Genomic DNA, 19376 nt, shown 5'->3' with positions numbered 1-19376 from the left:
CCGCAGGGGTGGGTGCGTCTAGGACGGGGGGGACGGACGGGGACACGGTAGGGGCTCCGAACGATGTACCAAGCAAGGACAGAACGGACACTAACGAGAGTTCTGGTCGTACACAAGCGGAGTTTTGGTATTTGAGATAAAAAAGTCTCGACTTTTCATGACAGAACCCCATGTGGTTCACTTAAGCGATGCCTCGACGTACCGCCTCCGGCCTCGCCACGAGCGGCGAGGTGCTCCGCCTCATCCGCAGTGGAGAGGCCGTGACCCGGGCCGACCTCGGCCGGGTGACCGGCCTGTCGCGGCCCGCGGTGCAGCTGCGCGTCGCCGAGCTGCTGGAACGCGGCCTCGTCGTCGAGCGGACGGACGGCCCGTCCACCGGTGGGCGCCCGCCGGTCCGGCTGGAGTTCAACGCCGAGGGCGGCGTCGTGCTGGTGGCGGCGCTCGGCGCCAGCCGCACCCGCGTCGCCGTGTGCGACCTGGCAGCCCGCGAGCTGGTCGGCCGCGAGTTCGCCATGGACGTCGAGCAGGGGCCCGACATCGTGCTGCCGCTGCTCATGGACACCTGGGAAGAGCTGCTCGGTGACCGGCCGCATTCGATGATCCGCGGCGTCGGCATGGGCGTGCCCGCCACCGTCGAGTTCGCGCAGGGCCGCACCGAGAGCGCCCGCGTCATGGCGTCGTGGACCGGCGTGGTCATCCCGCCGATCATCCGCGAGCGCTTCCCCGTTCCCGTGCTCGTGGACAACGACGTGAACGTGCTGGCCATCGGCGAGCACCGCGGCGTCTACCCCGACCTCGACGATCTGATGTTCGTCAAGATCTCCACCCGGATCGGCGCGGGCGTGATCGCCGGAGGCGGCATCCTGCGCGGCGCGCTCGGCGCGGCCGGCGAGATCGGCCACATCCCGGTCATCGACGGCGGCGGCGTGCTGTGCCGCTGCGGCAACTACGACTGCGTCGACTCCGTCGCCAGTGGCACCGCCCTGCTGCGCGACCTGCGCGCCATGGGCAAGGACGTCAAGACGATCGCCGACGTGACGGCGCTCGTACGGGCCGGCGACGCCGAGACCATGGCCACCGTGCGCGAGGCGGGCCGCCGCATCGGCGAGGTGCTCGCGGGCGCGGTCAACATACTCAACCCGTCGGTCGTGGTGCTCGGCGGCGACGTCGCGGAGGCGTTCGGGCCTCTGGTGTCGAGCATCCGCGAGGTCGTCTACCGCCGCTCCACCGCCCTGGCCACCCGCCGCCTGCGCATCGAGCCCAGCAGGCTCGGCGCCGGTGCCGGCATCAGCGGGTGCGCGGTGATGGTGCTCGACCACGTGCTCTCGCCCGAGGCCATCGACGAGACGATGACCCTCGCCTCCCTGCGCCGCGACCGCGCCACCTCCGCCGCGGGCTGATCACAGGTCCCAGCGAGGCTGGGCGCTCTCCCGTACGACGTCGGCGAACCAGCGGTCGTGCGTGACCGCCGGCACGCCGGAAGGGAGTCGTCGGGGCGGGCCTGAGCCGGGACGTCAGCGCAGGCGCTCGCAGTTCTCCGCCACGCGAAGGCGTCAGAGGGCGTCAGGGAGATCAGCAGGTGCACAGCAGGCCGCGCAGCGCCGTCTCCAGGCACAGCGTGGAGCGCGCGGGCCGCGGCCAGGGGAAACGGACGAGCGTCTCGCCCACCCGTACGGTCGCGCCGTAGCGGTCCAGCTCCCACAGCCACACCTCGTCGGCGGGCTCGCCGAGCCGCCTGGCCACCCCGGCGGCGAGCTGGGCCCGGTGCGCGGCGTTGACGTGGGCGAGCACGCGCTCGGCGACGTCGGCGAGCGGGTCGGGCGCGGCGCCCAGGTACTCGTCGGCGTCGAGCATCCCCGACTCCTGCCCGGTCAGGTACACGACCTGGCCGATGTCCAGCCGGAACAGGCGCGGCGCGCCGGGCGCGCCGAAGCGTTCGAGCGCGTCGAAGAGATTCTCATCCGGGCAGCGCGCCGCGACGGTCACCGCGGCCGCGCGGGCCTGCTCCTGCGGCACCGGCTCCGCCCAGCCCTGCACCTCGATCGACCCGCGCGGATGGGTCGCCGAGCCGAGCCGCCGCATCGAGGTCAGGTTCACCGCGACCACGGCGTCCGACCGCACCCGGTGCAGGGTCTCACCGGGCAGCACGAGCAGCACCGGGCGCCCGCGCTCGTCCACCGCGCCCCGCGCGGGCGAGGGGGCGCCGTCCACGGTCAGCTTGGCGACGTTCGCGGTGGCGGCGAGGGTGCGGACCCGCTCGGGGATCGGGAGCATGGACGCCTCCTTGAGGGCAGCAACTCATATAGGTTAGCCTTACCTAAGTAAGGACTACCTAACCACACGAGGTGAACGTGCGCTACACCGGCCCGAAGGTGCGACTGTCACGTCGCGCGGGCGTCCCGCTGACCAGGAAAGCCGTCCGCTACTTCGAGCAGCGCCCCTACCCGCCGGGCGAGCACGGCCGCAAGACCAACCGCCGCAACACCGGCGACTACGGGCTGCGGCTGATGGAGAAGCAGAAGCTGCGCTGGTACTACGACGTCTCGGAACGCCAGCTCCGCCGCTACTGGGACCTCGCCGTCCGCAAGCCGGGCGCCTCGGGCGCCGAGCTGGTCACGCTGCTGGAGAGCCGCCTGGCCTCGCTCGTGCTGCGCGCCGGGCTGGCCCCGTCGATCTACGCGGCCCGGCAGTACATCAGCCACGGCCACATCGCCGTGGACGGCCGCAAGGTGGACATCCCCAGCTACCTGGTCAAGCCCGGCCAGACCGTCTCCGTACGCGAGCGCTCCCGCAGGATGCAGCCCTTCGTGGCGGCCGCCGAAGGCGTGCACGCCGACGAGCGCACCGCGCCGTACCTGTCGGTCGATCTGCCCGAGCTGCGCTTCACGCTCACCCACCGGCCGGAGCGCGAGCAGATCGCCGTCCCCGTCGACGAGCAGCTCGTGGTGGAGTTCTATTCTCGTTAGCCATGAGCCAAGCGGGAGAGCGTCACGCGAGCTGGCTGGAGCTGTTCTTCGATCTGGTCGTCGTCGTGGCGGTGGTGCAGCTCGCCCATCGCCTGGCCCATCCCACCTGGCCGGACGTGGCGCTCTTCGTGCTGCTCTACTACGCGGTGTGGAACGCGTGGACGTCGCTGACCCTCTACTCCAACGTCCGCGGTGAGAGCGCCGGCGTGCGCAACATGCTGGTCGGCATGGCCGGCATCGCGGTGATGGCCGCCGCCGCGCCGGACGTGGCCCACGAGATGCCCACCGGCGGCACGCACGACGTGTGGTTCATCGGGGCGTACATCATCGCCAGGATCAGCGCCTCGCGCAGCCTGCAGCGCGCCGGCACCGTCCTGACGGCCTGGCCGGCCGCGCAGCTCGGCGCGGGGCTCACGCCGTGGATCGTCTCCTTCTGGGCCGAGGGCACCTGGCGGTACGTGCTGTGGGGCCTCGGCGTCCTCCTCGACCTCGCCTTCTCCATCCTGAGCGGCCGCCGCCCCGACCGGCTGCTGGCCGAAGTGCGCGAGCGGGCCGACAGGGCGGAGGCGCGCATGCTGCGCCGGGCCGCGACCGCCGCCCGCCGCGGCGGCACGGCCGAGGTGCGCCCGCGCCCGGTGCCGCGGGTCGCGCCCGCCGTGCTGGAGCTCGCCCACCTGGGGGAGCGGCTCGGGCTTTTCGTGATCATCGTGCTCGGCGAGGCCGTCATGCAGGTCGTGCTGGCCTCGTCGGGGCACACCTGGGGTCCTGAGCTCGGCCTCGCGGCGCTGGCCGGGTTCGGGCTGATCTGCTCCCTGTGGTGGCTCACCCTCCAGTACGGCCTCAGCGCCGTCCCCGGCGCCACCGAGAGCGGGCTGAAGCCGTACGTGGCGCTGCCCGCGCACTTCGTCATGACGGCGGGCATCACCGCGACCGCGGCCGGGCTCGGCGCGGTGGCCGCCGCGCCCGCCGAGCACCTGCACGGCGGCGTCGGCTGGGTGCTGGGCGGTGGCCTCGCGGTCTACTTCGCCGCCTCCACGGCGGTGGGGCTGGCCATGCGCGCCGAGCGGCGGTGGATCTGGGGCTGGGCGGTGCCCTCCGTGCTCGCCTCGCTGGTCGTGGCGGGGGTGTCGGCGCTGCTGCCGGGATGGCTGGTGGTGGCGCTGCTGCTGATCCCGGCGCTGTGGCTGGTCGCCTACCGGCACCGCCCCGCCGGGGTCTGACTCACCGTACGGGGCTCACCTGCGGCTCTTCTTGGCGCGCGAGCCGTTGCCGTTGTGGCCGTTGCGCCGCGCCTTGGACGACCCGTTCTGCGCCGCGCCGGCGGCGGCCGCCACCGGCGCGGCGGTCTGGAGCGCCCGCAGCTCGGCGACCTCCTTGCGCAGCTCGGCCAGCTCCGCGAGGATCCGCTCGGTCTGCGAGGCGGCGTCCTGCTTCTGCGCCACCCGCTCCTCGGCGTTCTCCTCGTCCATGGCGCTCACCACGACGGCGAGGAACAGGTTCAGCACCACGAACGTGCAGACCAGGATGAACGAGGCGAAGAAGATCCACGCCGAAGGGTGCGTGGCCATCACCTCGCGGGCGATGTTGCCCCAGTCGTCGCCCGTCATCGTCTGGTAGAGCGTGAACAGCGAGGTCGGCAGGGTGCCGAAACGGTCGGGCGCGGTCGCACCGTACAGTTTGGTGGCCATCACGGCGGCCACGTACAGCACGAGCGAGAGCAGCACCACGATCGAGCTCATCCCCGGCATCGCCCGCAGCAGCGCCGAGACGACGCGGCGCAGGCTGGGCACGACGGACAGCAGCCGCAGCACCCGCAGGATGCGCAGCGAGCGCAGCACCGACAGGCCGCCGTTGGTGCTGGCGAAGGCGATGCCGACGATGATCGTGTCGAAGATGTTCCAGGGATCGCGCGCGAAGGCGGTGCGCTCGACGTACAGCTTGCCCAGCAGCTCGGCGGCGAAGATGTAGAGCGCCATGTGGTCGACCACGGTCAGCAGGGTCCCGTAGCGCTCGACGACGGCGGGGAAGGTCTCCAGGCCGAGAGTGGCCGCGTTGATCAGGATGACGCCGATGATGAAACGCTGGAAGTACGGGTGCGCGAGAAGGGCGCGCATGCGTTCACGCACGGGGGCAGGCTCCTCAGGGGTGGACATGTGCCTCACCATGATGGCGCAAACATGATCAAGAGGGTGACTGTGGTATAAACCCACCTGACCTTGACCACGTGAGGGGACCACAAACGCATGTCCTATCCCGACTACGGCCCTGGCTACTACGGACCGCCTCCGCAGAGCCATCCCAACGGCACCACGATCCTCGTGCTGGGCATTCTCAGCATCGTGGTGTGCAGCTTCATCGGCCCGTTCGCGTGGGTGATGGGCAACAAGGCACTCAAGGAGATCGACGCCAGCGGTTACTACTACGAGAACCGCAGCCAGATCCAGGCCGGCCGCATCTGCGGCATCATCGGCACGGTCTTCCTCATCCTCGCCGCTCTCTTCGTCGCCTTCATCATCACGATGAGCGTCATCGCGAGCATCAACACGTACTGATCGCGCCGGACGTCTGAGCCCGGCTCACGCGGGACGGCTCCCGCCTGAGCCGGGCTCTTCGCCTTTTCGCGTCACGCCGCCCTCTTGGGCCGTCCGCTAGGCGGGCGGCTCCTGCGCGCCAGACTCCCCGCCGCCGGGCCCGCCGCCGCCGCGCTCCCCACCGCCGGGCTCGCCGCCGCTGGGCTCGCCGCCGCCGGGCTCGCGGCCGAGCGCCCCCAGCCCGGACTCCAGCAGGTCGAAGGCGCGTTCGGCCTGCTCGCGCAGCATGGGAGCGATGCGCTCCCACACCTCGCCCGCGACCATCATGGTCATCGCGCGCTCGCTCAGTATGCGCGTGGTGCCGAGCAGGTGCGCCGCCACGAGGCGCGGCGTCAGGTCGTCAGGGTGCGCGTCGAGCTCCTCGGCCAGCGCCCGCGCCAGCGTCTCCTCCTGCGCGACCGCGATCTCGCGCATGCGGGCCGTCAGCGCCGGGCTGTCATTGACGATCTTCGAGAAGACGTGGCTGCCCTCGTTGAGCCCGTAGCGCCAGTGGCGGGTCTCGATCGCCTCGAGGTAGTCGCGCCGGAACGCGCGCACGATGCTCTCGCCCGGCCGCCGCTCCCGCAGCACCCTCGGCGCCTGCTCCACCACCTCGTCCTGCCGGTCGGCGAACAGGTCCTCCTTCGTGCCGAAGTAGTTGAAGACCGTGTTGACCGAGACGTCGGCGGCCCGCGCCACCTCGGCCACCGTCACGTTGTCGAACCCCCGCGCCATGAAGAGCCCCGTCGCGACGTCGGAGATGCGCTGCCTCGTCGCGCGCTTCTTCCGCTCCCGCAGTCCCTCGGTCATGCCTGCCATCGTACCAAGTTTGCAGTCGCACCAAAATTGTGATTGCTTAAATTTTGGAGGCGATGAAATGATCATTGAAACATCGGGTCTGAGCAAGACCTTCAAAGGCGGCGTGCAGGCCGTCGCCGGCGTCGACATGACGGTGGAGCCGGGGGAGATCGTCGGCTTCCTCGGCCCCAACGGCGCGGGCAAGACCACGACCATGCGCATGCTGACCACGCTGCTGCGCCCCACCGGCGGCACCGCGACCGTGGCCGGGCACGACCTGGTACGCGAGCCCGCCCAGGTGCGCCGCCGCATCGGCTACGTCGCTCAAGGCAGCGGCCTGCCGCCCGTCAGCCCTCTGAGGGGCGAGCTGGAGCTTCAGGGCATGCTCTACGGGCTCGGCCGCGCCGAGGTCGCCGGCCGCATCACGGACGTGCTGGCGCGGCTCGACCTGACCGGCCTCGCCGACCGCGCGGCCGTGACGCTTTCCGGCGGGCAGCGCCGCCGCTTCGACATCGCGTTCGCGCTGTTGCACGAGCCCGTGCTGCTCTTTCTCGACGAGCCCACCACCGGGCTCGACCCGCAGAGCCGCGCCGGCCTGTGGCAGCACATCCGCTCCCTGCGCGACGAGCGCGGCATGACCGTGTTCCTGACCACCCACTACCTCGACGAGGCCGACGCGCTCTGCGACCGCATCATGATCATGGACGGTGGCCGCATCGTCGCCGAGGGCACCCCCGCCGAGCTGAAGCGCGGCGGGCGCACGCTGGACGACGTCTTCCTCGACATCACCGGCAGGTCGCTGCGCGAGGAGAGCGCGATGAGCGGGCAGGGGGTGTGACGATGCTGCGCGACACCTGGTTGCTCTTCCGGCACGGCCTCGGCGTCACGCTGGGGCAGCGCGTCGGCATCGTGGTCGGGGCGATCCAGCCGCTGCTGTTTCTCGTGCTGTTCGGCCCGATCTTCGTCACCATCGGTACGTGGGAGACGCTGGTGCCCGGCCTGATCATCCAGCTCGGGCTGATGAGCGCGGGCATGGCCGGGTTCGGCATCGTCTTCGACAAGCGCTCGGGCGTGCTGGAGCGGCTGCGGGTCACCCCGGCGAGCCGGCTCGCGCTGCTGCTCGGACGGGTGCTCAACAACGTGGTCACGCTGGTCATCCAGACCGTGCTGCTGCTCGCCGTGGCCTACGCGTTCGGACTGCGGGCGCCGCTCGCCGGGATCGCGGGCGGGTTCGTGCTGATCGTGGTGCTGGGCGCGAGCCTCGCGGCGCTGTCGTACGCGATCGCGCTGACCATCGACGACCACCTGTTCCCGCCGGTGATGACCACGGCGGTGGTGCCGCTGATCCTGCTGTCCGGCTCGTTCCTGCCCATGTCGATGGCGCCCGGCTGGCTGGACGCGCTGTCGCACATCAGCCCGTTCAGGTACGTCCTGGAGGCGCTGCGCGACCTGTTCCACGGCCACTACCTGACCGGCACGGTGGCGATCGGCGCGGCGGTCACCGTCGTCTTCGCGGTGTTCAGCCTCGCGATCGGCACCCGCGTGTTCAACCGCGAGCAGGCGTGAGCACGCGGGGCCCCCATAGGCGCCGGGCGTGAGCGCGGGGCCGGGTCGCGTGCCCGGTTCCGCATGCCCGCACCGTGAAACCCGCTCCAGGGGCGTTCGGGCGGTATGAAACGAAGCTCCCCGCATTCCCGCTCCGCCGCTGAACGCCCCGGCCATTCTGCGGCTTTTGAGCTGCGCGAACCTCTCAAAGAGTGCAAATAGCGTCATCTCGCCCCGGCGGCGTCAGGCTTCCGTGTTCCCAGCACGTTCACTACGGTGAGGGCTTATGACGCTGCAGGCGCAAAAGCCCGTCGACGACGGTGAGAAAACCCACTGGCTGGCGGTCCGGCCGAGGCTCGTCCTCGCCAGCGCCTTCATGCTCTTCCTGGAACTCGCGCTGATCCGGTGGACCGGCTCCAACATCGTCCATCTGAGCTATTTCACCAATTTCGTACTGCTCGGCTCTTTCCTCGGCATCGGGCTCGGCTTCCTGCGCGTCGGACGGTCGAACCGGCAGCCCTACTACTCGCCGGTCGTGCTCGCCCTGCTGGTCATCGTCGTGCTGGCGTTCCCCGTCACCGTCGACCGCGACACCGAGGGCGTCCTGTACTGGACGAGCCTGTCCACCAGCGGCCCGCCCGCCTGGGCGATCCTGCCGGTCGTCTTCTGCGCCGCCGCTATCGTGCTCATGGGCCCCGCCGAGCTGGTCGGCCGGTGCTTTCCCGAGCTGCCGCGCCTTGAGGCGTACCGCTTCGACCTCATCGGCAGCCTCACCGGCATCGCGGCGTTCACGCTGCTGTCGTTCCTCAGCGCGCCGCCCGTCTTCTGGGGGCTGATCGCGGCCGGCTGCTACGCCGTGCTGCTCGTGCCCCGCCCGCCCGCGCTGTACGCGGGCCTCGTCGTCGTGCCCGCCGTTGCCGTCATCGGGCTGCTGCTGGCCGAGACGGTCACCGCCGGGGCCCTCTGGTCGCCGTACTACAAGGTCACCACCAAGCCGCTCGTGCTGGCCGGCGTCCCCGTCACCGACATCGCGGTCAACGGCATCCCGCACCAGCAGGCCGTGCCCGCGGAGGTCCGCCTGCAGTGGGAGGCGCAGTACGGCCTGCCGTACGAGCGCACCACCAAGCAGCCCAAGGACGTGCTCATCGTCGGCGCGGGCAGCGGCACCGACGTGGCGATCGCGCTGTCGAAGGGCGCCACCCGCGTCGACGCCGTCGAGATCGACCCCAAGCTGCGCGAGCTGGGCGGCTCCACCCACCCCGACCGCCCCTACGACGACCCGCGGGTCACCACCCACATCACCGACGGCCGCGCGTTCCTTGAGCGCAGCGGCGACACCTACGACCTGATCCTCTTCGCGCTGCCCGACTCGCTCACCCTCGTCTCCGGCGCGAGCTCGCTGCGCCTGGAGAGCTACCTGTTCACCGAGGAGGCCATGCGGGCCGCCCGCGCCCACCTCAAGCCCGGCGGCACGTTCTCGATGTACAACTACTACCGCGAGAGCTGGCTCGTCGACCGCCTGGCCGCCACCATGCAGCGCGCCTTCGGCCACGCGCCGTGCGTCGACGTCGTCAGCACCGCGGGGCAGCAGGCCGTGATCACCGCCGGGCTGACGGCCGCCGACCAGCGCTGCGCCACCGAGTGGCCGGGGGCCGCACCCGGCACGCCCGAACCCGCCGGAGACGACCGGCCCTTCCTCTACCTCAAGGACGCCACGATCCCGCCGATCTACGTCATCACGCTCGGCCTGATCCTCGTGGTGAGCCTGCTGGCGGTGCGCGCCGTGGCCGGGCCGTACCGGCGGATGCGCCCGTACGCCGACCTGTTCCTGCTCGGCGTCGGCTTCATGCTGCTGGAGACCAAGAGCGTGACCGGGTTCGCGCTGCTGTTCGGCACCACCTGGGTGGTCAACGCGATCGTCTTCGCCGGTGTGCTCGTGGCGGTGCTCTGCGCGGTCGAGGTGACCCGCCGCTTCCGCACCCCGCCGCTGCCCGTCATGTACGCCGTGCTCTTCGCCGGCCTGCTGCTCGCCTGGCTGGTGCCCAACGAGTGGCTGCTCGCGCTGCCGGTGCCGCTGCGCGCCGTGGCGGCGGTCACGGTGGCGTTCCTGCCGATCTTCGCCGCGAACGTGATCTTCGCCAAGCGCTTCGCCGACACCGCCGACGCCACCACGTCGTTCGGCGCGAACCTCCTCGGCGCGATGGTCGGCGGCTGCCTCGAATACGTCGCGCTCGTCGTCGGCTACAAGGGCCTGCTCATCGTCGCCGCCGTGCTCTATCTCGGGGCGCTCGTGCTGCTGCCGCGCCGTAACTCCGTCACCGCCTGACAATCGCCGGAGACCGTATAGGAAAATATGAAACGGTCTCTGATTTTGCCGGCGGCCGGCGGATGAGTTCCTGCGCGGCCTGCGGCGCTCCGGCTGGTTCCCGAACCGGCCGCGCAAGATCGGCGTGGCCACCGGCACCGGCGGAACGTGCCACTCGATGCCAACGGCGCCGCCGACGGGACCGGCAGGAACGTGCCGCCCGACGAGCAGGTCTTCGCCTGGGACGCACTCGACGGCCTGGCCGGCGCCACCATCGACGCGCGGTTCCGCTCGGCGTGCCTCGTCCCGTCGGTGAGTCCCGTCGCCCTGCGGTTCGACCCCGTGGGCCGGCCGGTGGACCTGTACACCGACATCACGGCGCTGTCGCCCGAGCAGAGCGAGCTCGACGACTTCCCATGCGACGCGCACAACAGCGAGCACGGCCAGGTGACCGCGACGCTCGCGGAGTGGATCCTGGACCGGCTCGGCACGTGAGCTCTCCCGGCGCTGCGGGCCCATGGGGGCAGGATGGGACCGTAGCCGACGTCCGGGGAGCCGCATGACCGCGCACACACCACCGTCCGAGCGCCCGTCGCCGTCCGCGAGCCCGTCTTCGGAGGGTTCGCCGTCCGAGCACCCGTCGCCGTCCACGAGCCCGCCTTCGGGGAGCTCGTCTTCGGAAAGCTCGATGCCGGCGAGTCTGCCGGTCGGTGAGGCGATGCTGTGGGAGTCGCTGCCCGACCCGTACCCGCTTTACGCGCGGCTGCGCGAGGAGGGCGCGCCCCGGCTCGTACGCCTGCGCAGCGGCCTGTACGGCCGGCTCGTCACCCGCTACGACGACGCCCGCGCCGCGCTGGCCGACCCCCGGCTGAGCAAGGACCCCCGCCTCGCGCCACCCGACTGGCAGGAGGCGGGGCGCGGCCGCCCGCTTGAGGACCGATCCGGACTGGGCACCCACCTGCTGACCACCGACCCGCCCGAGCACACCCGGCTGCGCCGCCTGGTCTCCCGCTACTTCACCGCGCGCCGGCTGGCCGGCATGCGCGACGGGATCGAGGCCCGCGCCCGGGACCTCGCCGCCGCGCTGAAGCCCGGAGACGACCTGGTGGCGGACTTCGCCTCGCCGCTCCAGGCCGGCGTCATCTGCGACGTGCTGGGCGTGCCCGCGCAAGACCGTACGGACTTCCGGCGGTGGACGGCGGCCGTGGTCTCGTCGGAGCCGGGGGAGCGGGACGCCAGGCCGGCCGCGATGCGAAAGCTGGCCGCGTACGCACGCGAGCTGGTGGCCGCCAAGCAGCGCGAGCCCGGTGACGACGTGATCAGCGCCGTCACCGAAGCCGCGCAGGACGGCGACGGGATGACCGGCGACGAGCTGCTGTCGATGCTCTTCCTGCTGCTCGTCGCCGGATACGAGACCACCGTCGGGCTCATCGCGCTCGGCACGTACACGCTGCTGCGCCACCCCGACCGGATGGCCGAGCTGCGCGCCCGCCCCGAGCTGGTGGAGCAGGCCGTGGAGGAGCTGCTGCGCTATGACGGCCCCGTCGAGCTGGCCACCTGGCGGTTCGCGCGGGAGCCCGTGGAACTCGGCGGAATGCGCCTGGAGGCCGGTCAGCCCATCCTGGTCGCCCTCGCCGCCGCCAACCGCGACCCCGGCCGCTTCGACGCGCCCGACGTGCCGGTGCTGACCCGCGAGGACAACGCCCACCTGAGCTTCGGCCACGGCCCGCACCACTGCCTGGGAGCGCCGCTGGCCAGGCTCGTCGCCCGCGCCGCGCTGACCGAGGTCGCCGGCCTGCCGGGGCTCGCGCTCGCCGTCCCGCCGGAGGCGCTCCGCTGGCGCGGCAGCATCACCGTACGCGGCCCCCGCGCGCTGCCCGTCACTTTCTCCCGCTGACGGGCCTTCGCCGGCTTCCCATCACTTCACCCGCCGGCCTCTCCCAACGGCGGCTCCCGCAGCTTCCTCCCGCTGACGGGTCCCCGCCGGCTGCCCGTCACCTTCACCCGGTGACCGGTGGCGCGGCGGGGGATCAGAGGCCGCAGAGCTCGTCGAGGGACTGGGCCTTCGCGGCGTTCTTGGTCGGCGTCTGCGTGGGCGCCATCGCGCGCGTCCGCGTCGGGCTCGCGCCGGTGACGCTGGGGGAGGCGGAGACGTTCGCGGTCTGCGCCCTGCGGGCCGGACGGACCGAGTCGGCGATGGCCTTCTTGGTGGCGCGGCGGATCTTGGCCCAGTCGGGGCGGCCCGAGTAGAACTCCGGCGGCACGAACTGCAGGCTCGTGATCTTGGCCTGCTTCACCTTGAGCGCCAGCTCGACCAGCGGCTGCACCAGGTGGCGGGGGATGTTGGTCTGCGCGAGCCGCTTGGCCGCCCTGGCGATCTTCTCGAACCTGGCGAGGATCACGGCCGGCGTCGCCTGCTGGGCGAACGCGCCGATGACGCAGCGCTGGCGGGCCATGCGGGAGAAGTCGTCGCTGCCGACGCGCGAGCGGCCGTACCACAGGGCCTCCTCGCCGTTCAGCTTCCGGTAGCCCGCCTTGATGACACCGGCCGTGCCGTACAGGCCACCCCACTTGATGTCCTTCTCGACCCTGATCTTCAGCCCGCCGATGGCGTCCACCAGGTCGGCGAAGCCGTACATGTTCATCAGCATGTAGTAGTCGATCTTCAGGCCGAGCGTGTAGCCGATGGCGTCCATGAGGGCGCGCGGGCCCTGGTTGCGGCCGCCCATGACCTGCGGGTGGTCGTTGGCCCACTGCCAGACCTCGTTGAGCAGGCCGCCGTTGGGCAGCTCGGCCATGAAGCCGTTCGGGAACTGCTTGCGCAGCGGCGAGCTGGGCGGGAAGCGGACGTGCTGCAGGTTGCGCGGCAGGCTGAACAGCACGGTGGCGCCGGTCTTCAGATCGACGCTGGCCACGTTCATGCTGTCGGTGCGGACGCCGGTGCGGTTGCCCGCCGCGTCACCGCCGATGAGCAGGAAGTTCACCCGCTCCTTGTCGCCCCACGGGTTCTCGGGGTCCTTGGCGGCGACAGTGGCCTGCGGGTCGTCGGGGTGCGAGGGGAAGATCGCGCCGATCGAGTCGCGGGCGGCGATCACGTAGTTGGCGGTCAGCGCGAACGGCGACATCACCGCCACGCACAGCACGCCCACCACGATGCCGGTCACCACCTGGCCCTGCTGGGGCAGCCTGCTGGGGCCGAGTGCGATGTACGAGGTCACCAGCAGCGCGAACCACGCCAGCGCGAACACCACCGCGAGCACGATCACCGTGGTCATCGCGGTGTCGTCGGCCAGGAACGCCGCGTTCGACAGGTCGCTGGCCACACTCAGCCCGTAGGCGAGCAGACCGAGCAGCAGCACCGCGTACGCGCTGATCAGCACCAGTCCGGTACGGCGGTGCCCGGCCCGCAGGTGAGCGGCGCCGGGCACGATGGCGGACAGGGCGGTCCAGCCGAGGAAGGCGGCCGGGGACAGCGGCTTGGCGAAGCGCGGCGCGGCGGAGCCGGAGCCGGGCTTGCGCGCGGGACGCGCCTTCTTCGAGCCGTCGGGGCGGGAGGACGAGCCGGGCCGCGTCCGCGACGGGCTCTCCGAGCGGTTCCTGGCGCCGGAGCGGGCGGACGACTTGCCGGAGGACGAGCCGCCGGGCCTGGCCGCCCCCGAGGCGGCCCGCCCGCCGCCGTCCCTGGCGGAGTCCTTTCCGGAGCCGGGCTGCCGGGGCGCGGCGCCCTCGGGCCCGGCCGCACGGGAGCGGTCCGAACGGGCGCGCGGAGCCTCAGGCCCCGGCGTGCGAGAGCGCGACGCGGAAGACTCAGGCCCCTGCCCGCGGGACCGGTCCGAGCGGGACGAGGCCGGCTCCGAGCCGGACGAGCGGGACGCCGACGGCCCCGCTACCGGAATGTCCTGACCGGCCGCCCCCGGCTCGGTGCTGCCACCCGTGCGCGATCGTCGCTGGGGGCGCCGTTTCCTGCCTTCTGGCACGGTGTCTTCCCCATCGCGATTGCTCACACCCGGCTCCTTATCACGCCTACCAGGCAAAACTGACGTTTGCCCCCCGTTGGGCACAAGATTGCCAGGATTCTAGTCCCCATATCTGGACAACCGAGACATGTGCCCAACCTGAGATGAACATCAGGGGAGCATCAGGAGACGGTCGAGGCGGGCGCCATCCACGTGTTGCACTGGTATGCCTGGTTCCGCTCCCAGCCCTGCCGGAACCACCGGTGGTTGTTGACGGGTTTGCCGTGGTCGCGGGGCCAGCCCGGGTAGTCGCCGACCTGGCCGTAGAACCAGAACAGCTTGTTGCGGTTGGCGGTGCTGACCGGGTACGACGCCGCCACCGACCGCATCCACATGCCACCGAAGCAGGTTGCCTGGAGCTCCAACCTTCGGCTGAGTGCGAGCTTGCCGCTCTGGCTGCTCGACGCGAGGGTCTGCCGCCAGAAGGAGTCCATCAGGCCGGTGATGTTCTGCACGTGGTGGCCGTACTCGTGCGCCATCATGCTGATGATGCCGCCGTGCCAGCTCAGGATCTGCCCGTAGCCGCGCGCGTTGCCGTTGCCTCTGGCCATGGCCGAGGTGGAGGCGTAGATCGTGTTGTTGCGCGGGCAGTAGTACGGCACCATGCTGCCGGGCTGCGGGTAGTCGCCGCACGCGCCGCGCCCGCGCCCTGAGGCGATGGCGTACCGCGGCGGGCTGAACTTGATGCCCTGCTTCTCCAGGATCGGCTTCCAGGCCCGGTTCATGCACTGGCCGGTCTTCAGGATCAGCGCCTTGAGCTGGCTGTGGCTGTAGATGCTGGCGTTGCCCGCCGGGCACCGCAGCCGGGGCAGCATGCCGGCCTTGTACATCGTGTTGGTCTTCAGGCTCGTGTCGAGCGTGACCTCCGGCTCCGGCCGCCGCGTCGGCTCCCTGCTCGGCGTCGGCTTCTCGCTGCGGGTCTCCTCCTCGTCCGGCCTGTCGGAGGTGTCGTACGAGGGCACCTCGGACGGCTCGTCGTCATCCGGGTCGTACGAGGGGATCGCGACCGGCGTCGTCGTGTCCTTGCTCGACGCGCCGTCCAGCAGCGCCGCGCCCACGATGAGGAGCACGAACAGCGTCGCCAGCGACCCGAGCACCAGGCCCAGCGTTCCCCCGACGCCGAGCCCGCGCTTCACGGGCGGTCCCTGCCAGCGCTGCGTCGGCACCGGCGGCAGGAGAGGAGGGGGCGGAGGCGGCGGCTGCCCGTACCCTTGGCCGTGCGGCGGCCGGGGCGGCTGCTGCCCGTGCGGCGGTTGCGGCGGCCCGTACGGCGGCTGCCCCTGCGGCGGCCCGTACGGCGGCTGTCCCTGCGGCGGCCGCCCGTAGGGAGGCTGTCCCTGCGGTGGCTGCCCATAAGGTGGATGGGGCTGCCCGTACGGCGGTGGCGGAGGCGGCCCCTGCTGCGGATGCGGCTGTGGCGGCTGCTGTGGCTGTGGGTACGGGCCGCCCTGCTGCTGCGGCCCCCGGTAGCCCGGCGGCGGCCAGGGCAACGAGGGTGGCCGTTGAGGCTGCCCTGGCCCTTGTGGCGGGGGTGGATAGTGCCCGTTCCCTGTCAACCTGTCTCCCCGTTTAGCTGGATGTCTGCATTTGCCATGGTTTGGGACATGGCTTGCCGGACCCTTGCCAAATTTGGGGCAAAAGCATACTGACGTATCACCCGTCACGGATGTAGCAGCACTCGGTTACAGTTCGTAATCAGTCGAGGTGATCTCCGCTATATCCCGGTCTCGACGGCGGGCATTGTCCTAGCTTCTTTGGCATGAATCTCCAGCAGCTCCGCTATGTGGTCGCGACTGCGGAGCACCGCACCATGACCGATGCGGCCAGATCGCTCTATATCGCGCAGCCTGCGCTTTCCCGCGCGATCCGCGATCTCGAGCGCGAGCTCGGCATGACACTTTTCGCTCGCTCCGGACGCGGGGTGGTCGTCACCGCGCAGGGACGCCGGGTGGTCAAGCTGGCGAGGGAGGCACTCGACGCCGTTCACGAGATCGAGGGCCTGGCCAACCAGACGACGGTCACCGAGGCGGAACTCCGCATCGCCGCCACTCCCAGCCTGGAGCCCGGCCTGGCAGGGCGGCTGCTGCCCGCCTACGCGGCCGAGCATCCGGGCGTGCGCGTCCACATCGTGCGCTGCGACGGCCGCGACGGCGTCGTCAGCGCCATCCGGGATCAGCGCGCCGACCTGGGTCTCACCGACCTGCCGGTGCCCACCGATCTCATCACCCATCCACTCGAACGCCAGGAGATCGTCCTGATCTCCCCGCCGGGGCTGGAACTGCCCAACCCGGTGCCCATGGGCAGGCTGCACGGCATGCGGCTGGCCCTGCCCGCCCGGGGGAGCCTGCGCCGCAGGGAGCTGGACGCGATGTTCGGCAAGTTCTCGGTCACCCCGAAGGTCGTGCTCGAAACCGACGAGCGCAACGGCTGGCTCAACGCCGTGCGCGCCGGGCAGGCCTCGCTGCTGTGGTACCGGGGCATGGCCGAGCAGGCCGCGCGCGCGGGCCTGGTGGTGCGCTCGCTCGAACCCGCGGTGCGTCGCGTCGTCGCGGTCGTGCACGCACGCCGCCGCCTGCCGCTCATCGCCCAGGACTTCCTGGCCACCGCCGAGAAAGGAACCGCAGCCTGACATACCCTTCTGGAACGATCCATTTCCGCATGGCGAGCCACGCCATCCCGGTGACGCCGCCTGCCCCTGAGGCGCCGGCGCCGTGGCAGCCGCAGCTTCGTCAGCGGACCGACAACACCCCCCGGTGAACCCCGGAACTCCCGGAACCCCCTGCTGATCCCCGCGAGGACGTCATGCGCGCATGCTCCGGCGGCATGCGCGGATCCGGCGACGGCCTCGAGCACAGGCCCAGGCGAGAGTCCCTGCGCAAGCCGGGGCACGAGTCCACGCACGAGTCCGGACACGGGCTCAGGGCCTGCCTCACGCGGCGTCGCAGGGGGAGTGAGCGCAGGCGCGGGAGCGGGCGCCGCCATGGAGGCGGCGCTCCGATCGAGCCCCGATGGCCGGTCCCGTACCACGCGCATGACCCGTGCGTAACACGCAGAGCCCCGCGAGACCAGGGCCCAGCCCCTCCATGGACACCAACGGGTATGGCTAGCGGGCAGGCGGCAGCGTGACGACCGCCCGCAGCCCCGGTTCGGCGTCCTCCAGCCGGACGGTCCCGCCGTGTGCGCGCACGGTCTCCCGGACGATCGCCAGCCCCAGCCCGGCGCCGCCTTCGTCGCGGCTGCGGCCGGTGTCGAGCCGGGTGAAGCGGTTGAAGACCCGCTCGCGATCCTGCTCGGGAATGCCGGGACCGTCGTCGGTGACGGTCAGCACGCCGTCACCGGTCAGCGCCACCTCGACCGTGGAGGTGGTGTGGCGTACGGCGTTGTCCAGCAGGTTCGTCAGCACCCGGCTCAGGTCCAGCGCATCGCCCGTGACCACCACCGGCTCACAGGCGGTCAGCCGGACCTCGGGATAGCGGTCCACGGCCCGCCGTACGACCTCGTCGAGATCGACGGGCTCGCGGCGGGCCGGCACACCCCCGCGCTCGTCCAGCCTGGCCAGCGCCAGCAGGTCCTCGGCCAGCCTGGACAGCCGCAGGGTGTCTTCGAGCACGCCCTCGGCGGTCTCCTGCCAGTGCTGACCGTCGGGGTGGCCGAGCGCCACCTCCAGCTGCAGCCGGATGCTGGCCAGCGGGCTGCGCAGCTCGTGGGCGGCGTCGGCGACCAGCGCGCGCTGGCGCTGCTCGGCCTCTTCCAGCCGGGCCAGCATGTCGTTGAGCGTGGTGGCCAGCGAGTGCACCTCGTCACGCGACTCCGGCACCGGCAGGCGGCGCGAGCGGGCGGTGTGCGTGATCTCCGCGGCGCCCCTGCGCAACGCGGTGATCGGCCGCAGCGTACGGCCGATCATCAGCCAGCTCGCCACCGCCAGCAGCACGATCAGCGCGGGCGTGCCGACGAAGAGCACCTTGCCGGCGGTGGCCAGGCTGGTCTGGATCTCGTTGACCGGCCGGGCCGCCACCACGGTCTGCCCGCGGTCGGCGCGCAGCACGACGACGCGCAGGAACCCGGGGATCGCGTACGGCCGCCCGTCCAGCAGCACGGGCTCGCCCTTGGCCAGCACCTTGGCCCTGCCCTCCGCGTCGAGCAGCGGCACCAGCCTGTCCGCGCCGTACGTCACGTGCGTGATCCGCCCGCCGGCGTCGATGACCTGCACGATCGTGCCGTCGTGAGTGGTGATGGGGCTGGTCAGCGTGCCCGCGTCGGCCGCCACCCTGACGGCCTGCGCGTGCTGCCTGGTGGTGTCGTCGACCGTGGAGATCAGCGCTCGGTCGAGCACGCTGAGCAGCACCGACGCCGACAGCGCCAGCGCCAGCGCGAGCACGGCGGCGGCCGCGACGGTGAGCCGGAAGCGCAGCCCCTGCCGCCGCCACCAGACCAGCGGCGAGTCAGCCACCGTCGCCCGCCAGCCGGTAGCCCGCGCCGCGCACGGTCTGCAGCGCGTTCCTGCCGAACGGGGCGTCGATCTTGCGGCGGAGATAGCCGACGTAGACCTCGACCACGTTGGGATCGGTGTCGAAGGTGTCCCACACGTGTTCCAGGATCTCCGACTTCGACACCACCTCGTCCCGCCGCCGCATCAGGTACTCGAGCAGCGCGAACTCCCTGGGCGTCAGCTCGATCGCGGTCCCGCCCCGCTCCACCCGGCGCCTGGCCGGATCCAGCGACAGGTCGCCGGCCAGCAGCACCGACGGCCGCCGCCCGGCGTCCCGCCGCATCAGCGCCCGCAGCCTGGCCACCAGCACCACGTACGAGAACGGCTTGGTGAGGTAGTCGTCGGCCCCCAGGTCGAGCCCGTCGGCCATGTCGTACTCGCCGTCCTTGGCCGACAGCATGAGGATCGGCACCCAGTTCTCCTCCGCGCGCAACTGCTTGCACACGTTGTAGCCCGAGAGCTTGGGCAGCATGATGTCGAGCACGACCACGTCGTAGTCGCCGTGCCGGGCGGCGTGCAGGCCCTCCTCGCCGTCGTGGGCGAGGTCGACGGCGAAACCCTCGGCCTGGAGCCCCCGCTGGAGTGCGGCGGCCATCCGGCGCTCGTCCTCGACGACAAGTACTCTCATGTGCTGATTCTCCCGTTCCGGCGCTGAGACTGCGCTGAGAAGACTGAGAGCCGTCTCAG

17 protein-coding genes are annotated in these 19376 nt (G+C 71.5%); 10 read left to right on the top strand and 7 right to left on the bottom strand.

Features of this window, described 5'->3' with window-relative positions; genetic code table 11:
- Positions 1-188: 188 nt before the first annotated feature.
- Positions 189-1400 carry an ROK family transcriptional regulator gene (locus AB0K67_RS06515; protein WP_364053882.1) on the top strand — a complete coding sequence of 404 codons (1212 nt, stop codon included), beginning with the start codon at positions 189-191 and terminating at the stop codon, positions 1398-1400.
- A gap of 172 nt (positions 1401-1572) precedes the next feature.
- Here AB0K67_RS06515 and AB0K67_RS06510 read toward each other — a convergent pair whose 3' ends face one another.
- Positions 1573-2274, bottom strand: coding sequence for a DUF2470 domain-containing protein (locus AB0K67_RS06510; RefSeq protein WP_364053879.1), 702 nt, complete (start codon positions 2272-2274; stop codon positions 1573-1575).
- Positions 2275-2351: 77 nt separating this feature from the next.
- On the opposite strand from AB0K67_RS06510, the gene rpsD reads away from it, so the two are divergent.
- Positions 2352-2966, top strand: coding sequence for a 30S ribosomal protein S4 (gene rpsD / locus AB0K67_RS06505; protein WP_364057464.1), 615 nt, complete (start codon positions 2352-2354; stop codon positions 2964-2966).
- Positions 2967-2968: 2 nt separating this feature from the next.
- Positions 2969-4186: a low temperature requirement protein A gene (locus AB0K67_RS06500; protein WP_364053876.1), complete on the top strand. Its 1218-nt coding sequence runs from the start codon at positions 2969-2971 to the stop codon at positions 4184-4186.
- A gap of 15 nt (positions 4187-4201) precedes the next feature.
- Here the strand turns inward: AB0K67_RS06500 and AB0K67_RS06495 are convergent, their stop codons facing one another.
- Complete coding sequence (locus AB0K67_RS06495; RefSeq protein WP_364053873.1) at positions 4202-5092, bottom strand: ion transporter; 891 nt, start codon at positions 5090-5092, stop codon at positions 4202-4204.
- 117 nt (positions 5093-5209) lie between these two features.
- On the opposite strand from AB0K67_RS06495, the gene AB0K67_RS06490 reads away from it, so the two are divergent.
- Complete coding sequence (locus AB0K67_RS06490; protein ID WP_364053870.1) at positions 5210-5518, top strand: DUF4190 domain-containing protein; 309 nt, start codon at positions 5210-5212, stop codon at positions 5516-5518.
- Positions 5519-5614: 96 nt separating this feature from the next.
- Here AB0K67_RS06490 and AB0K67_RS06485 read toward each other — a convergent pair whose 3' ends face one another.
- Positions 5615-6346: a TetR/AcrR family transcriptional regulator gene (locus AB0K67_RS06485; RefSeq protein WP_364053867.1), complete on the bottom strand. Its 732-nt coding sequence runs from the start codon at positions 6344-6346 to the stop codon at positions 5615-5617.
- Positions 6347-6416: 70 nt separating this feature from the next.
- Here AB0K67_RS06485 and AB0K67_RS06480 point away from each other — a divergent pair, with 70 nt between their 5' ends.
- The 5 genes from AB0K67_RS06480 to AB0K67_RS06460 all read left to right on the top strand — a co-directional run bounded on the left by AB0K67_RS06480 (position 6417) and on the right by AB0K67_RS06460 (position 12081).
- The gene (locus AB0K67_RS06480; RefSeq protein WP_364057461.1) at positions 6417-7172 is read left to right on the top strand and encodes an ATP-binding cassette domain-containing protein; all 756 of its coding nucleotides are present in this window, start codon (positions 6417-6419) and stop codon (positions 7170-7172) included.
- A 2-nt stretch (positions 7173-7174) separates the two neighbouring features.
- Complete coding sequence (locus tag AB0K67_RS06475; protein ID WP_364053864.1) at positions 7175-7900, top strand: ABC transporter permease; 726 nt, start codon at positions 7175-7177, stop codon at positions 7898-7900.
- A 265-nt stretch (positions 7901-8165) separates the two neighbouring features.
- Positions 8166-10205, top strand: coding sequence for a spermidine synthase (locus AB0K67_RS06470; RefSeq protein WP_364053861.1), 2040 nt, complete (start codon positions 8166-8168; stop codon positions 10203-10205).
- 147 nt (positions 10206-10352) lie between these two features.
- The gene (locus tag AB0K67_RS06465; RefSeq protein WP_364053858.1) at positions 10353-10679 is read left to right on the top strand and encodes a hypothetical protein; all 327 of its coding nucleotides are present in this window, start codon (positions 10353-10355) and stop codon (positions 10677-10679) included.
- A gap of 193 nt (positions 10680-10872) precedes the next feature.
- Positions 10873-12081 (top strand): cytochrome P450, encoded by a 1209-nt coding sequence (locus tag AB0K67_RS06460; RefSeq protein WP_364053855.1) that lies wholly within the window; start codon positions 10873-10875, stop codon positions 12079-12081.
- Positions 12082-12214: 133 nt separating this feature from the next.
- Here the strand turns inward: AB0K67_RS06460 and AB0K67_RS06455 are convergent, their stop codons facing one another.
- Positions 12215-14188, bottom strand: coding sequence for an LCP family protein (locus AB0K67_RS06455; RefSeq protein ID WP_364053852.1), 1974 nt, complete (start codon positions 14186-14188; stop codon positions 12215-12217).
- 134 nt (positions 14189-14322) lie between these two features.
- Positions 14323-15336, bottom strand: a complete 1014-nt coding sequence (locus tag AB0K67_RS06450; RefSeq protein WP_364053849.1) for a neutral zinc metallopeptidase — start codon at positions 15334-15336, stop codon at positions 14323-14325.
- A gap of 623 nt (positions 15337-15959) precedes the next feature.
- On the opposite strand from AB0K67_RS06450, the gene AB0K67_RS06445 reads away from it, so the two are divergent.
- Positions 15960-16829: a LysR family transcriptional regulator gene (locus tag AB0K67_RS06445; RefSeq protein ID WP_364053846.1), complete on the top strand. Its 870-nt coding sequence runs from the start codon at positions 15960-15962 to the stop codon at positions 16827-16829.
- A gap of 474 nt (positions 16830-17303) precedes the next feature.
- Here the strand turns inward: AB0K67_RS06445 and AB0K67_RS06440 are convergent, their stop codons facing one another.
- Entirely contained in the window at positions 17304-18650 is a 1347-nt protein-coding gene (locus AB0K67_RS06440; RefSeq protein ID WP_364053843.1) for an ATP-binding protein, read from the bottom strand.
- A complete protein-coding gene (locus tag AB0K67_RS06435) occupies positions 18643-19317 on the bottom strand; it encodes a response regulator transcription factor (protein ID WP_364053840.1) in 675 nt (224 codons plus the stop codon). Before AB0K67_RS06435 ends, AB0K67_RS06440 begins: the two co-directional genes overlap by 8 nt.
- Positions 19318-19376 lie beyond the last annotated feature (59 nt).

The organism is Nonomuraea sp. NPDC052634 (assembly GCF_040678535.1).
GTDB lineage: Bacteria > Actinomycetota > Actinomycetes > Streptosporangiales > Streptosporangiaceae > Nonomuraea > Nonomuraea fastidiosa.
This window is presented reverse-complemented; position numbering and strand designations above follow the sequence as displayed.

Bases quoted from the DNA above. Each gene is read 5' to 3' on its own strand.
- AB0K67_RS06515 (WP_364053882.1), top strand. From the start codon at position 189: ATGCCTCGACGTACCGCCTCCGGCCTCGCCACGAGCGGCGAGGTGCTC.
- AB0K67_RS06510 (WP_364053879.1), bottom strand. From the start codon at position 2,274: ATGCTCCCGATCCCCGAGCGGGTCCGCACCCTCGCCGCCACCGCGAAC.
- AB0K67_RS06500 (WP_364053876.1), top strand. From the start codon at position 2,969: ATGAGCCAAGCGGGAGAGCGTCACGCGAGCTGGCTGGAGCTGTTCTTC.
- AB0K67_RS06490 (WP_364053870.1), top strand. From the start codon at position 5,210: ATGTCCTATCCCGACTACGGCCCTGGCTACTACGGACCGCCTCCGCAG.
- AB0K67_RS06485 (WP_364053867.1), bottom strand. From the start codon at position 6,346: ATGACCGAGGGACTGCGGGAGCGGAAGAAGCGCGCGACGAGGCAGCGC.
- AB0K67_RS06475 (WP_364053864.1), top strand. From the start codon at position 7,175: ATGCTGCGCGACACCTGGTTGCTCTTCCGGCACGGCCTCGGCGTCACG.
- AB0K67_RS06470 (WP_364053861.1), top strand. From the start codon at position 8,166: ATGACGCTGCAGGCGCAAAAGCCCGTCGACGACGGTGAGAAAACCCAC.
- AB0K67_RS06460 (WP_364053855.1), top strand. From the start codon at position 10,873: ATGCCGGCGAGTCTGCCGGTCGGTGAGGCGATGCTGTGGGAGTCGCTG.
- AB0K67_RS06445 (WP_364053846.1), top strand. From the start codon at position 15,960: ATGAATCTCCAGCAGCTCCGCTATGTGGTCGCGACTGCGGAGCACCGC.
- AB0K67_RS06435 (WP_364053840.1), bottom strand. From the start codon at position 19,317: ATGAGAGTACTTGTCGTCGAGGACGAGCGCCGGATGGCCGCCGCACTC.